Consider the following 15,183-nt stretch of genomic DNA (forward strand, 5'->3'; position numbering starts at 1 on the left):
GCTTCCTGATCCAGGAGGCTCCCTTTCGCTATGGAGATTAAAGTGGTGGGATTGAGTTCCCAAAATGATTATAAAGATTATGCAGGAACTGCTTCTCCACCTCGCTGGTGGCTTCGTTGGTGCGTTTCACCCAGACAAGCTCATTCGACTGGGAGCGGCTTTCCAGAGGGATCGAACGGATCGGCGTTTTTTCGAGGGAATCAATGACCCATTTCTGGGTGAAAGCAAATGCATCGGTCCGGAGCAGGAAATGGATGCAGGAAGCAAGCGAGTTGCAGAAAAAAACATGATGCGTATTGATGTGCCCCTCTTTTTTGGAATAAACACCTGATTTAGTATCATCTTCCATATCAAGGACGATCTGAAGCTGATCTACAAGCTCTTCAGGCCGGACACTTTCTGCATTGTATAGGGGGGATTTTGGACCGACACTGACATAAATGTTGGAATAATCGATCACATGCACTTCCAGATTTTTGTCATTGACCAGCCAGTGAAACGGACGGGCATCTATATGGCTGCATACAATCAGCCCGATGTCTGCGGTCCGGCCAATCACGGCCTCTACAATCTCCCCTCTGTCTGCCTCGAGCAGATCAATATGGATCGAATGGGATTCAAACTGCCGGTAGGTTTGCAGGATTAGGTCATATAGAAACGAGAACTGCTGCGAAGCGATTGAGAGGATGTGACGTCCAGAACGAAACCCATCCTCAAAGACCTTATCCAGAGAACGGATCGCGTTCAGAACATTCTGCGCATAGTAGAGGAACTCTTTTCCCTCCGGTGTGAGCTGGATGCCTTTTGGCCTGCGGTCGAAAATTTTAATGTGATATTCGCTTTCCAGATTGGAAATCGATTTGGTCAGACTGGGCTGGCTCAGAAAAAGCTGCTGTGCAGCGCGGGTAATTGAGCCACATTCCACTACTTTCATCAGGTATTCCAACTGCTGAATCTGCATATTACATCCTCCTTTCTATTGGGTGTTTGTATATTATGCAAAAAGCTAACCACCAAATTTATGTATAATATGCTCTTTTTTATGAAGGCCATAAATTTTAGTTATGGACGTCATATAAATAAAAAAGATTGGAATTTTTTCATTTCATATGGTATGATAAGTAACAGAAAGACAAAATCTCACGGAAGGACAACCTCAATTCGACATAGCTGCTTCCAAATCTACTTTACAGAAGGAGGATGAAACCTATGGATCATCCGCTGGATGCTCGAGTGGAACGCAAAACAAATATTTTTGACCTGTTCTCACTGAAGGGCAAAAAAGCGATGGTGACAAAAGCGGCTGATGGAATCGGAAAAAGCTCTGCTATGGCCTTTGCAGAAGCAGGAGCCGATCTGGCATTGTTGGGAGATGAACGAGACAGCGACCAGCTGGAACGGCTTGCAGAAGAGCTTGAAGAACGATTCGATGTAAAAGTTGCGGTGTTCTGCTGCAACAATCTGGAGGATGAGCAGTTGGATGCTCTTCGGGAAGAATTGTTGCAGGAGATGGGGACGATTGATGTCGCCCATATCAATACGAGAATCCAGGTGGAGGAGGAGGCGCTCGTTTCGGAGGAGAGCTGGAAGCTGGCGCTGCATGAAAATCTGGACAACATATTCCAGACCGGAAGGCTCGTTCAACAGCTTATGCAGGAGCATCGTGGCGGATCAATCATCTTTACCTTCTCCGCAGCCGAATCGAATGTGGAGGAGGGTGCGGATACATTCTGTCCGCTGCCGGACGCCGCCTATGACTCAGCCAAAACAGCGATTTCACAATATGCGAGGATGTTGGCCGCATTTTCCGCACGTAAGGGGATCCGGGTGAACACGCTCTGCCCAAAGCCTAGCTGGACTGTGGAAAATCAGGTGCCTCTTGGGGAAACCGGATTGGGTTCCCAGATTGAGTCTCTCGAAGAGAATGAAAAACTGCAAGGTGTGCTGCTCTTTCTAGCGAGTGATGCTTCCAGTTCCATCACCGGTGCGCATATTCCGGTTGGCGGTGGCTTCTTCTCCTGAGCGGCAGAATAAAAACAGCTTACTTCTTAAATTGGAACCGGACTTTTCCCGGTCCGGATTCCAACGCCCCCTATATATCTTGTGAAAGGTCGGAAAGGCATTGCTGAAAGGCGGTGCCTTTCCGGCCGTTTTCACAGAAATCCCTCCTTCTTTTAAGTTTAAACGTTTGTCACCCCATTGTCAATCAAACTGGGGCAACATTCCAAAAAAGAATGGCTTGAGGAGCGCCAATGGCGTTCCCAAGCCAGTTTACGTTTTCCTTTCCTCTAGGTTTTGGAACTTGAGAGGGCCGAGATGACCTGTGTTGCCATCTGTTCGAGCAGTTCGGAGATCTCTTTGGGGTTCTGGAGCATCCCGGTATCGAGCCAGTGACGCAGTACACCTACACAGCCGGAAACGAGGAAAGCGCTGAAAAATTCGAACCTCTGGGTGTCGTTGCTGCCCCCACGGTAGAGGTCGAGCCAATCGCTCAGGCATTTTCGGCGGATCAGATCGCTCAGGTGTTCGACGAATGCCATGTCCCCGTTGCGGCTGAGAAATGACCGGCAGAGCTGGGCATTTTCGGCGAGATAGTTAATCAGCTCAAGGATCAGTGGGAACGGCGATTCCCCCGGTTTGAACCGGTAGGCATCCAGGATGTTTACAACATCGCTGACCATCTCTTCTTCAATATTAGCGTACAGGTCGTAGATATCCCGATAGTGCAGATAAAAGGTGCCGCGATGCAGGTCAGCAAGGTCGGTCAGCTCCCGAACCGAAATATCCTTAATATTTTTCTGGGCAAGCAGAACAGCAAATCCTTCCCGCAGCGCTTTCTTTGTTTTTCGGACCCTTCGATCATCCTGTTTTTCGTTCATAAAAATTTCACCTCTTTTTTTCGGGAATAATAGACAAATGCTATCAAATTGTCTTTTAAAGGACTTTCTGCCGTTAAATTGACTATGGTATTTTTGTCTTACGTTTATTATAATATCTCCTGTAAGAATAGTCAACAACAGTTTATTATTTGACAACGAAATGAATAGACTGATAGACGGAATGCGGGGGATCAACTTGGAAAAAGTGGTAAAATGGATGCTGCGGCTGCGCGGGCTGGTTCTAATCCTGTTTCTGGCAGCGGCGGTGCTCTGTGGGATCATGACCTTTCAGGTGCGGACCAACTATGATATGATCGACTATCTGCCAGATGAGGCGCCCTCCACCATCGCGCTTGATGTGATGGACGAATCCTATGAAAAGTCGGTGCCAAACCTGCGGGTGATGGTGCGGGATGTTTCCATTCCGGAGGCACTCGACTATAAAGAGCGGATCAAAGCGCTGCCGGGAGTGGAGGACATCAACTGGCTGGACGACCAGGTGGACATCAAGGTGCCGCTTGAGGTACAGAGCCAGAAAACAGTCGAGGACTGGTATAAGGATAAAAACGCACTCTTCTCGATCGTGGTGAGTGAGGCGGAACAACAGCAGACGCTGGCGCAGATCCGGGAGCTGATCGGGGAGGAAGGCGCGATGAGCGGGAACCCGGTCGATACGGTAAATGCCCAGGTTTCGACCAGCGCGGAGATCAAACATATGATGAGCATTATCATCCCACTGATGTTTGCGATCCTGCTGTTTACAACCTCCTCCTGGTTTGAGCCGGTGCTGTTTATGCTGAACGTCGGGGTTGCGATCGTACTTAATATGGGTACCAATCTGATATTCGGGGAGATTTCGTTCATTACCAAGACGACCGGTGCAATCCTACAGCTCGCCTGCTCGATGGACTATGCGATCTTCCTGGTCGACCGGTTTGAGGAAATCCGCCGGGAAGGGTACGAAGCGATCGACGCGATGTCGATTGCGGTGTCCAAATCGGCTGCATCAATCCTCTCAAGCGGCCTGACCACTGTGGTTGGTTTTGCAGCCCTGATCGCTATGCGGTTCAAGATCGGCCCGGACATGGGATATGTACTCTCTAAAGGAATTGTCATCTCCCTTTTGGTGACGCTGCTGTTTATGCCCTGCCTGACTATGTGCTGCTATAAGCTGATCGACCGCACGCAGCACCGCTCGTTTATGCCGACCTTCGAGCGGACCGCACGCTGGGCAGACCGCGCCAAAGGGTTTGTCACCATCTGTCTGCTGGTCTGCCTGATTCCCAGCTACCTTGCGCAGAAGCAGATTTCATTTATGTATGGGATGTCGGGCATGGCGGCGCCAGGGTCCCAGGTTGTCAACGACCGGGACGCGATCAACGACCTATTCGGGGAGTCCGCATCCTATGCGCTGCTCCTGCCAAAAGGCAATTCTGCAAACGAGCAGGAGCTGAACGATGCGCTCAAAGCACTTCCGGAGGTTTCTTCCGTACTTTCGTTTGTCGAAAATGTGGGACGGCCAATCCCTGAGCAGTATGTGCCCAAGGAGTCGCTCAAGATGCTCAATTCGGACGAATACACCCGTATGGTCGTGATGGCGCGGGTGCCTCCTGAAAGTGAAAAGACCTTCGCATTCGTTGAGAAGCTGCGGGAATTGGCGGGTACCTATTATCCGGAGGGCTATCATCTGGCGGGGGAGACTGCAAACGTCTATGACATGAAGGATACGATTACTGCTGACAGCATTAAGGTCAACCTGATCTCGATTGGTGCAATCGCATTGATCCTCCTGCTCACGTTCCATTCGTTTACCCTGCCTTTTTTCCTGTTGCTGACGATCGAATCTTCGATCTTTCTGAATCTGGCGGTTCCCTACTTCACCGGGCAGACCCTCAACTATATCGGCTATCTGATTATCAGTTCGGTGCAGCTTGGCGCGACGGTTGACTATGCGATCCTGTTTACCAACCGTTATCTGGAAAATCGGGCGGAGATGCCGAAAAAACAGTGCGCGGCTCGGACGATTCAGGACACGGCGGGCAGCATCCTGACCTCGGGCGGAATCCTGACCTCGGCGGGATTGGTCCTCGGCCTGATCTCAACCAATGGGGTTATCAGCCAGCTCGGTATTTTGATCGCACGCGGCGCGGTGCTCTCGGCGATTCTGGTGCTGGTATTTCTGCCATCCATGCTCGCCAATATGGAACCGGTAATCAAAAGAACAACCAGAAAGCTCCATTTTTACACACTAGCAGAAAACCGGGAGGAGGTGCAGGCATGAACAGACAGAGAGTCCAGAAATTGCTCGCGGCATCTGTGGCAGCTGCCCTCGCTGTAGCACCTATCGCGGCTTTTGCGGATGGAGATGGGGACGCCCCGGAGTTTCGCGGGATCACCCTGTATGGGAATACCACCACCCTGCCGGGCGGGGAGATCGAGCTTGGGCTGGACGCAGTGGACGAAGACGGGATAGAGAAGATCGTCGTGCGGTTCCAGAGCGAATCGGGCAGACAGCTTTCGTTCACCCTGCGGGAAACATCGGAGGAGTCGGACATCAACGAACGGTATGGCGGCACCCTACATATTCCAGCGTCTGCACAGGCAGGCGTCTACCAGGTGAAATCGGTCGAGCTGACCGACCGGGAGGAGAACATCAGCCGGTATTACTACCAGCGCAAGGATATGCGCCGGTCGAACGACGAGTCCTACCTTTTGGAGGGACAGCCGGCCTCGTTTACGGTGGTACGGGAATCCACCCAGCCTGTTGTGTCAGGATGTACCCTCAGCAGGCAGGAGATTGGGCCGGGCGGTACCGCGTTGCTGTCCTTCCGGCTGGATGGAACTCCCGCCTCACTGAAAAAGGCGACGCTGGTGTTCCAAAATCCCGTCAACGGGCGCAAGATTCTCTGCACCGCTGACCGGGACGACCGGCAACCGGACGGGTCCTATCAGGTGGAACTGGAAGTACCGCTACAGGAGCCAGCGGGGCAGTTCACCCTCTATCGGATGTCGGCAGAGGATGCGGGGGGAAACAAACAGAGCTACAGCACCAGCACAACGATCGAGGACGATCTTCCGTTGCCGTTTTCCTGCGGTTTCACGGTGACAGCGGGAAACCGGAACAACGCCCTTTCCAAACCGCGTCTGGAGCTGGTGGAAGTCACCCTGGAGGGAGCTGAAGGGGACCACTGGAACTACCGGCTGCGGGTGCAGGTCTCGGATAACGGCATTGGGATCGACCATATCACGGTGCGGTTTGAAAATCCGGCAAACGGGCGGACGTTGAGCAAGGTGTTAAAGGCCGAAGACGGAAAAAACGGTGTCTTTACCGGCACGCTCGAAGTCAAAAAGAGTGAACCAGCGGGGACATTCCTGCTCGATAATGTGGGCGTGACGGATCGGGCCAAAAATTATCAGGCGTATTGCCGTCCGGCAGACGTCAAGGAAGCCAACCACAAGCTCCCCTTGCCGCAGACGGTCTCGTTTGCGGTGAACAGCCGGGTTACGGGTTCGGCGGATGAGACAGCACCGGTTTTGCATAGTGTACAGGTCAGTCCGAAAACCGCTGATACTGGCAAGCTGATCCGAGTGGACGCGGTTGTGACCGACGATTTTTCGGGTGTGGATTCGGTAAAGCTGCGATTTGAGAGTTACAGCGGAAAGGCGGTTTCGGTTGATCTGGTGCACCGGGAAGGAAACCGATTCACCGGGACCCTCAAGGGGACAAAAACCAAGACAGGCGGAACCTACCGGCTGGTGAAAGCGGTATTGAAAGACAAGGCGGGCAATTCCCGCACCTATTACGACAGACCGGATGGAAGAAACGGGGAGCTTCTCCTGTCCAAACCGGAATTTACCCTGCAAGAGGATGAATAGGGAGGCTTTTTTGAGATGAAATCAATCACAAGGCGCACATGGGCGATGGTGTTGGCAGTGTCGATGCCCTGTGTGATCGGAACACAGACCTTTGCAGAGGGGAGCCCGACCTCCAAAGATGAGGTGGTCTATGTCAACCTTAACCATGATGGTTCGGTCGATGAAATTTATGTGGTCAATGTATTTGAACTTGCCCAGCCGGGAAAGATCACCGATTATGGGGACTACAGCGCGGTGCGCAACCTGACAACCACTGCACCGCTCTCGCTCCAGAACAGGCAGGTGACAGTGGATGTGCCCGCCGGGAAGTTCTACTATCAGGGGACGCTCAAAACGCGTGAAATGCCGTGGAAGGTTGGGATTTCCTACACGCTTGATGGGAAATCGGTCAGCGGGGAAGACCTTGCCGGGAAGAGCGGCCATCTTGAGATGCAGGTGAGTCTGACCCAGAACCACAGCGCGAACCCGCTCTATCTGGAAAATTTCGCATTGCAGGCTACTATTCTGCTCGATAGTGAGCGGTGCAAAAATATCATTGCCCCGGATGCAACGGTTGCCAATGTGGGCGAGAACAAACAGCTTTCCTATATTGTACTGGCGAACAAGGAAAAATCGTTTTCCATCTCGACAGATGTAACCGATTTCGAGATGAGCGGCATCCAGATCAACGGAATTCCGCTTACCCTCAATATCGACGACCCGGACACCGCTGAATTGATGGATAAGGTTTACGAACTACAGGATGGTGCGGTGGAACTGGATGACGGAGCGGCCAAATTGGATGACGGTGTGACCGAACTTCAGGACGGCGTGACCGAGCTGAAAGACGGTGCAATTGACCTCGAGGACGGCGCATATGACCTGTTCGATGGGACGAAGGACCTCAAAAAAGGGGTGGAGAAGCTCTCAGACGGGTCGGATGCCCTGACTGACGGCGCGGAGGCGTTCCGGGTTGGGCTGCGCACCCTGACCAGCCAGTCGGACACTCTGACCGCTGGTTCGGAGCAGGTTGCGCAGGGGCTGAAACAGATCGAAGCCGGTTCGGAGCAATATCTTGCACAGCTTGACCAGTTGATCGCGATGTTTTCCAAACAGCGGGATCAGCTCCGCAAGGCACAGGTACAGCCGATGAAGGATACAGGCAATCCGCCGGAATCGCTCACCCTCTCGATGGAAGACCAGGGGATGCTATTGGCGATGATTGACGATCAGATCGCCTTGTTGGAACAGCTCCGGGCAGGTTATGCCGCGATTGATGCGGGCATTGGACAGCTCGCGGGGAGTTATCCGGCACTGAATGTGGGGATTCATCAGTATACCGAGGGGGCTGACACGCTCTCCGGTGCGTATTACGATCTGTATGACGGGATTCGGGAACTGCGCGGCGGCATGAGCGAGCTGAGCACCGGCGCACAGGACTTGAAACAGGGTGCCAAGGAGCTGTATGATGGGACAGTCGATCTGCGCGACGGTTCCGACCAGCTCTATGATGGGACGCTAGAGCTGAAAGATGGAACGATTGAGCTGACCGATGGCACGACCGAACTGCGCGATAAGACCTGGGACATGGACACTGAGGTGGATGACCGGATTGACGAGATGATGGAGGAATACCGCAATAAAGAATTTGTGATGCCCTCGTTCGTCAGCCCTAAAAATACCGAGGTAGATGCAGTACAGTTTGTGATGAAAGTTGCGGAGATCGAGGTTGAAGAGACGCCTGTGCCGCCGGAGGAAGAGGCGGAACAGCCCGGTTTCCTGCAAAAACTGAAAAATCTGATCCCGTTTGGAAAAAAGAAAACTGACGGGGAATAAAAAAAGCGCTGTGCAATTTCTGCACAGCGCTTTTGGCAGCCCATTTTTGCATGGGTCAAAAGGCTCTCCGGCAGCGGAAGTCCGATTTCCAGATATGTTGGACTTGCGTCTGGCTTGAGGCTGTCCGGACCTGTGTCTTCTCTCCAAAACAGAGAAAGGTTTCATTTTATCAGCCGCGTATGGCGTGGATGACAAAAACAGGAGGGAAAGCATCTTTGCTTTCCCTCCTGTTTTTAATGGGAGAAAATGAGGTTAGCGGGTGCTGAGCACGTCGGCGAATGCCTGGATCGCAGTGCTTGCCTGACCGAAGTCACGCATCTGCTGGTCAACGCCGAGCTTGATGTGCGGGATATCCGCCTCATCAAGCGCTTTTTTGAACGAAGGATATTCCATCTCCTCGGGGTCGCAGAATTGCTGCATGAAGAGCACAAGGCCCTGCGCACCGCTGTCTTTGACCATCTGGGCAACAAATTCAGCGCGGCGGTTCTGCTCGGAAGCAGGATCGTAAAGGAGGACGTCATAATCCTGCATCGCAAACTGCTGTGCGAGCGCGCGTATCGGGTCGCCCTCTTCGGGTGCATCGACACGGATCATGCGGCTCTCGTGCGCAACGTCGTCTGCCGCAATCGCGATGTTGTTGTCCTCGAAAATCTGGAGCAGTTTGGGATTGTCACAGATGATGCCCGAAGTGACCACCTTGACACCCTTCCAGTTGCAAACCGGCAGTTTCTCCAGTTCAGCATTGAGCGCCTCGAGCTTCTCGGTATAGACATCCTTCATCATGAAGTAGGAAGCCTTGAGGACTGCGCTACGCTTGGTCGGGGTGATGACATCGCAATGCTCGTTCGCCAGCTTGACGAATTTGCGGCGGGCGGCGCGGCTTTTATTATAGACCTTGATCGCCTCCGAAATCGCTTCATCCGAGATCGGCGAGCCTTTCAGCTCTTCCAGCTCCTTGCGGATATTGCTGTACTGGCTCATGCAGAAGGTAATGCCGTACTCTTTCGCGCGGTTCTGCGGATGTGCGAGGAAGATGACCTTCATCTTGTCGCCCATCGAGACGCGGAAGTTCTGGGACATCGGGCGCAGGGTGTCGCAGATGGTCGGGGTGATGATCCCGTCCAGCTGATCCATGGTACCGTCAAGCAGCATCTCAAGCGCCAGCTGCGCAATGGTGCAATAGAAGGTTGCGCAATATTCCTTTGAGCGGTTGATGGTTTTGGTGTTGCTGCCCCAGATGCCGAACGGCATCATACCGGCGGCGTAAACCAGCTCTTCGGGCGCAAAATACGGCAGAACGCCGATCGCTTTTTTTCCTGCTGCCTTGCAGTCGTTGAGCTGTTTGGCAGGGTTGGCGGCAATTTCCTTAAATTCGTTCAGCAAAACTTCGATACTCATTGCGCTTTGGCCTCCTTAGCGAGCTTGTTTTGCTCCATCGCTTCCACAAGTCCCTGTACGCGGGTCTCATACTGGGCAGCGTTGAAGTTGCGGGGGTCGGCCTGGTCGCCGTCGAACCCTGCGCAGGGGACGCCGAGGTCTTTGGTAAACCGGCGCTGCATCTCGGCCATGTAGCCGCTCCACGGTTTGCAGCTGCGGTTGTAGTGGACCAGAACACCATCCACCTTGTTGTCGCGGCAGATGCCTTCACGCCAGTCAACACCCTGCTCGATGCAGACCGAGTTCGGCGCTTTGCAGTAGGCGCGGCAGAGGGAGTCCATATCATCGTAGACAAAGCCGAACGCAGGCGCATAAACGACCGCGGTGACGTTGACGCCATTGCCTTTGAGCGGCTTGAAGAGCGCTTTCAGGTCGGGCCAGCAGGGGATACCCTCAAACATGACACGGTACTGCTCGGGGAACGGCAGGGTAGAGGTGCCGTTCTTGACATGCTCTTCGAGTTCCTCAGCCAGCAGTTCGAACGCCTCAGCAGCCTCGACCTTGCAGCGGGCGGTTACGACGTCGGCCATGTGGTTGAACAGGTCAAAACCGGACATCGGTGCGGGCTTATACTGGAGATAGTCGCAGACCTTCAGCCAGGCTTTTGCGGTGCGGTTGGCGTTGGCGCAGACCTGTTTGAACTTCTCTTCATCCCACTTGTTGCCGGAAATCTTCTCAAGCTGGACGATCGCGTCGTCGAACTGGCCGCGTATGTACTGCACATAGCTGTCATCGACTTCCACATGGTTGTTGTAGGGGACGTCGATCATAATCAGCGGGCAGTTGTTCATGCGGGCGATATTCTCATACCATTTGGTCATGCAGTTGCAGATGTTGTTGCAGCAGAGGACGAAGTCCGGGCGGGGTACGCGGCGGCCTTCGTTGGTGGTGATGGCGCCGTTCGCACAGGCCAGGCTGATCCGCGCATATCCGCAGATGTCCGCGTCAAAGCCCATCTCCTCGGCGATCTGGCACATCCGCTCGCCATCGTGTTGGGCAGCAATACCGGCTGCCTGGTTCTCCGGATAGACAACGGCAAGGCCAAGCGTCTCGGCGATCTCGGCCGGGAACTTGGAGGAGGACCAGCCGATCGGACGGCCCTGTTCTTTTGCAGTCCACGCAGCGGCGTAAACGTCGGAAACGACCTTGCGCAGTGCTTTTGTTGCGGGGCTGGCTTCTTTCTTCGGCTTCGCGGCAGGAGCCGCAGCCGTGGTTTTCTCGGTTTCAGCCATGATGATTCATACCTCCGAATCTAAAACTTGGATTCCCGGCATACTTCTCGGTCAGGAGCGGATGCCGGGAGCTTTTCCGGGAACTGGGAAACTACTTTTTGAGCGCCTTCTGATAGGCGAAGAGGGACGCACCAAGCGCGCCGACATACTGGGTGATCGGGGAGGTGAAGATGGTGTGGCCCAGTTCCTCCTCGAGTGCCTTGACCACGCCGCTGTTCTGGGCGACGCCGCCGGTCATGACGAGCTGGTCACGCACACCGACCCGGTGGGTAAGCCCGGCAACCCGGTTGGCGATCGAGTGGTGGATACCGTTGATGATGTCACATTTGTCGCTTCCCTGCGCAAGCTGGCTGATAACCTCGCTCTCCGCAAAGACAGTGCAGGTCGAGCTGATGCCGATTTTCTTGGTAGACTTCGCGCCCAGCTCGGCGAGGTCGGAAACATTGACCTCGAGCACCCGCGCCATGACATCAAGGAAGCGGCCGGTGCCGGCAGCACACTTGTCATTCATCTGGAAATTGATCATCGCGCCATTCTCAATCTGGAGCACCTTGACGTCCTGCCCGCCAATGTCAATAACGGTGTGGACTTCCGGGAACAGGTGGTAAGCACCACGCGCATGGCAGCTCAGCTCGCTCATCTGCTGGTCTACCCAGTCGATTGAGTTGCGGCCGTAGCCGGTTGCGAGGATATAGGACATATCCTCCTTTTTCAAGCCGCTCTTTTCCAGCAGTTCGGCAACCGCGCGGTCGGGGCCGGAGGTGCCGGTGCCGGAGGCAACGAGCGACTTGCAGACGATCTCCTGACCGTCCTTGAGGATCACGCATTTGGAGGATGTCGAACCGACATCAATGCCCATCGTGTAGATACTCATTGCATACCTTCCTAATCTGGGAATTTGGAGCGCCGGACATCCCCGCAAACGGGACGCCCGGCGCGGAATCACGAGGGATTACTGGGGAACTTTGATGAATGCCTGTTTCGGGTCGATCTCCTCGCGGATGATCTTGATGATGTCCGGAGTGGGCGGGTCAATCTTGACCGCCTTGGAAACATCGATCTCAAAGCCGGTATTCTCAATGATATCCTCGGGGGAGGAGGTCTCGTAGTAGCCGTACAGATACATACGTTTGGTCTGCTCGTCGAACTTCATAATGCCGCGATCGGTAACAACCATCTGCGGGCCGCGGTTTGCAGGCAGGCCGACCTTTGCACGCCCATCCGGACCGTCGATCCAGCCAGCGCTGGTGACATAGTCGATCTTATCCATGAAGCGGCGCTTCTCATGCTGCATCATGATGATCGTGTTGACGAAGGTGGCGATGCCGTTCGCGCCGCCCGAACCGGTGAACCGGGTGACCGGGTTGTGATAGTCGCCGATGCAGGTCGAGTTGACGTTGCCGTAAGCGTCGATCTGTGCGCCGCCGATGAACGCGACCATACGGGAGGTGTCATGCAGCCACTCGTTGGCCTGGAAGCCGACGTACCGGACATTCGGCCACTGCACCGCACAGTGCGCCATCAGGCGGATGTCGCCGACACTGCGGGGAACCTCGATCGGAGCGCAGTCCATAAGGCCGCTCTCGACGATCAGGGTGCAGTTGGGGGCGTAGATGCGTTTTGCCAGCGCAGCGCCGATCAGCGGCAGGCCGGTTCCGACGATCGCGATCTGTCCATCGCTGATCGATTTGGCGATCGAAATCGCCTGCATTTCTCTATTGGTATAGTTGGTGTAGTCAGCCATTGATTAACCCTCCTGTGCCATCTTGGTCATATCGGTGTGATATCCGAATCCGGGAACCGCCTTCAGATCCGCCAGACGCGCCCCGCCAACCTTGTTAAGATAACCATTATGATCCTTGACATCATAGACCCAGTCTTTCAGGAACTGGTCGAAATCTTCCTGTGTTTTGCTCGCCTTGTCATACATGACATAGAACGGGTTATCATAGTCATAGCAGCCATAGCACTGGGACGGATGTGCGCCATGCGGGAGGTGGACAACCGCGTCAACACAGAAGCCGGGGATCGTGTTGAGGGAAGGCTCGCGGCGGATATACTCGTCGGTGACTAGCTCTTCGCAGGTGACGATGCAATGCTTGGAAGCGATTGCGAGGTCAACGTCGTGGAACTCGTCGCCATCAATGCGGCAGGTGCCGTCGAACGAAGCCATCTGGACATGGAGGATCGCGACGTCGATCTTCGGGACCGGCAGCAGGACAATCTGGTTACCGGGATTGAACGGATCGTCCTGGATCAGGAATTTGTCGTTGGGCAGTTTGTCAATCTTCTGGCGCTCCTCTTTGCTGATGCCCCAGTGATCGACCAGGCCGGTGCCGAGCATCATGCGGATCGGGACGTACGGCAGGCCGAGCGCTGCACCGTGGAACATCAGAACCGCAGCGTCCTGCGAGTAGTCCTCAAACAGGATCTCGCCCTTTTCGATCGCGTGGCGGAACCGGCGGGAAACGTTGGTAACACCCGAGTTGGCGGTGTAGCAGTTGATGTAGGCTTTTACGCGGCCGGCGCCGATGAGCATATCAGCATCGCTTCCGGTCGGGCCGGAATCGAGAATAAAGTCCTTCTGACCCTGACGGATGATCTCCGAGACAGCGGCAATCGGCTTTCTGTTGGTGGTGAAGCCGCCGAATGCGATGTAGTCGCCGTCGTGGACGAACTTGGAAATCGCATCAGACAATTGATACACTTTTTTCACGATAAAACCTCCAAAAATATGTATTTTGCAGGGCGGACACCGCCCGGATGCGCCGGAGCGCAAAAGGATCAGGATATTTAGGAAAGTGTTCCTCTGTATTTCCAGTATAACACATTCTGAGCAGGATTACTTATAAAGATTTGTTAAAAAACTTGCATATGTTGTGTTAGATTTAAGAATCCGGAAAGAGAGAGGCAAAAGTTCTGTCTTTTTCGACTAAAAAATATTCACAGGCAATCCACAAAGCGACAGGTTTGCACAGTGTTTTTTGAAATTTGACTGTTTTTGCGGATAGTTTGCATATCTTGCTGTCTTATGCTATACTGTTTTTGCAGGGTGAAGCCTGCCGATTTTCAGCTACAGGCTTTGCAAAGGGGGAATGGCGTTGATACAGGCGAAATACCAGCTCCGGCTCAGCCGGGACGATAAATGGCACATGGACCGTCCACATTTCCACGAGGACGTGGAAATCCTGCTTTCGCTTTCGGATGGAGGGGACTTTTTCATTGAAAACGAGCTCTACCCGCTGCACTGCGGCACCCTGCTGCTGGTGGGAGAAGCGACGCTTCACAAGAGCATCGCAAACGATGCTTACAAGCGGTACGTGATGCATCTGCCGCCTTCGGCATTGCAGTCTTTTTCCACGTCGCAGACCGATTTCCTCGCAAGCATCCGTCAGGCGGGCCACTGCACCCGTCTTGATCAGGAGCAGACCCAGGAACTGGTGGAGCTTTTTGAACAGCTTGCCGCGCCCGAAAACAGCCGGTTTGGCAGCGATATTGAACGGGTGATCCTGCTGATGCGGTTTCTGCTTCAGGTGTTCACCTCATTCGAAACGATCGGGCGGGAAGAAGGGATGTTCAGCCCTGAATTTGCGCGGGTCGCCCCGATCCTCGAGTACATACAGCAGCACATCACCGAGCCGCTCACCCTGGACATGATCTCCTCGCGGTTTTTTATCAATAAATACCATCTTTGCCACATCTTCAAGTCCGCCACTGGGTTCAGCGTGATCGAATATATCATCCAGTGCCGGGTGCTCAAGGCACGTGAGCTGCTTCGTCAGGGAATGCGGGTGCAGGAGGTGGGCGAGGCGGTCGGATTTCGGAACAACGAACATTTTATCCGTACCTTTGGCACCCTGACGGGGACTTCCCCAAAACGGTACGCCAAGGAATATCTGGCGGGAGACAGGTGTTGACCGCTGTTTGATGCATACAGAGCGAAG

12 protein-coding genes are annotated in these 15,183 nt (G+C 53.9%); 5 read left to right on the forward strand and 7 right to left on the reverse strand.

The window, feature by feature from the left end; genetic code table 11:
- Positions 1–37: 37 nt before the first annotated feature.
- On the reverse strand, positions 38–961 hold the full coding sequence (locus C814_RS08560; RefSeq protein WP_016315265.1) for a LysR family transcriptional regulator: 924 nt from the start codon (positions 959–961) through the stop codon (positions 38–40).
- Between the two features lie 248 nt (positions 962–1,209).
- On the opposite strand from C814_RS08560, the gene C814_RS08565 reads away from it, so the two are divergent.
- On the forward strand, positions 1,210–2,022 hold the full coding sequence (locus tag C814_RS08565; protein WP_016315266.1) for an SDR family NAD(P)-dependent oxidoreductase: 813 nt from the start codon (positions 1,210–1,212) through the stop codon (positions 2,020–2,022).
- 266 nt (positions 2,023–2,288) lie between these two features.
- Here the strand turns inward: C814_RS08565 and C814_RS08570 are convergent, their stop codons facing one another.
- Positions 2,289–2,879 carry a TetR/AcrR family transcriptional regulator gene (locus tag C814_RS08570; protein ID WP_016315268.1) on the reverse strand — a complete coding sequence of 197 codons (591 nt, stop codon included), beginning with the start codon at positions 2,877–2,879 and terminating at the stop codon, positions 2,289–2,291.
- A gap of 205 nt (positions 2,880–3,084) precedes the next feature.
- Between C814_RS08570 and C814_RS08575 the strand changes: the two genes are divergently transcribed.
- The 3 genes from C814_RS08575 to C814_RS08585 are packed head-to-tail and all read left to right on the forward strand — an operon-like array spanning position 3,085 to position 8,570.
- Positions 3,085–5,160 (forward strand): efflux RND transporter permease subunit, encoded by a 2,076-nt coding sequence (locus C814_RS08575; RefSeq protein WP_242828994.1) that lies wholly within the window; start codon positions 3,085–3,087, stop codon positions 5,158–5,160.
- On the forward strand, positions 5,157–6,755 hold the full coding sequence (locus tag C814_RS08580; protein ID WP_016315270.1) for a hypothetical protein: 1,599 nt from the start codon (positions 5,157–5,159) through the stop codon (positions 6,753–6,755). The genes C814_RS08575 and C814_RS08580 overlap by 4 nt, the downstream gene beginning before the upstream one ends.
- A gap of 15 nt (positions 6,756–6,770) precedes the next feature.
- Positions 6,771–8,570, forward strand: a complete 1,800-nt coding sequence (locus tag C814_RS08585; protein ID WP_016315271.1) for a coiled-coil domain-containing protein — start codon at positions 6,771–6,773, stop codon at positions 8,568–8,570.
- Between the two features lie 252 nt (positions 8,571–8,822).
- On the opposite strand, the gene hgdB is transcribed toward C814_RS08585, so the two are convergent.
- The 5 genes from hgdB to gctA form a co-directional block, all read right to left on the reverse strand.
- Positions 8,823–9,968: a (R)-2-hydroxyglutaryl-CoA dehydratase subunit beta gene (gene hgdB, locus C814_RS08590; RefSeq protein ID WP_016315272.1), complete on the reverse strand. Its 1,146-nt coding sequence runs from the start codon at positions 9,966–9,968 to the stop codon at positions 8,823–8,825.
- Complete coding sequence (locus tag C814_RS08595; protein ID WP_016315273.1) at positions 9,965–11,239, reverse strand: 2-hydroxyacyl-CoA dehydratase subunit D; 1,275 nt, start codon at positions 11,237–11,239, stop codon at positions 9,965–9,967. Before C814_RS08595 ends, hgdB begins: the two co-directional genes overlap by 4 nt.
- Before the next feature lie 91 nt (positions 11,240–11,330).
- On the reverse strand, positions 11,331–12,113 hold the full coding sequence (gene hgdC, locus C814_RS08600) for a (R)-2-hydroxyglutaryl-CoA dehydratase activase HgdC (RefSeq protein ID WP_016315274.1): 783 nt from the start codon (positions 12,111–12,113) through the stop codon (positions 11,331–11,333).
- A gap of 78 nt (positions 12,114–12,191) precedes the next feature.
- Positions 12,192–12,983, reverse strand: coding sequence for a glutaconate CoA-transferase subunit B (gene gctB, locus C814_RS08605; protein WP_016315275.1), 792 nt, complete (start codon positions 12,981–12,983; stop codon positions 12,192–12,194).
- Between the two features lie 3 nt (positions 12,984–12,986).
- Positions 12,987–13,955, reverse strand: coding sequence for a glutaconate CoA-transferase subunit A (gene gctA, locus C814_RS08610; RefSeq protein WP_016315276.1), 969 nt, complete (start codon positions 13,953–13,955; stop codon positions 12,987–12,989).
- 379 nt (positions 13,956–14,334) lie between these two features.
- Between gctA and C814_RS08615 the strand changes: the two genes are divergently transcribed.
- On the forward strand, positions 14,335–15,156 hold the full coding sequence (locus C814_RS08615; protein ID WP_081644903.1) for a helix-turn-helix transcriptional regulator: 822 nt from the start codon (positions 14,335–14,337) through the stop codon (positions 15,154–15,156).
- Positions 15,157–15,183: the final 27 nt, after the last annotated feature.

This window comes from Anaerotruncus sp. G3(2012), from assembly GCF_000403395.2.
Taxonomy (GTDB): domain Bacteria; phylum Bacillota; class Clostridia; order Oscillospirales; family Ruminococcaceae; genus Anaerotruncus.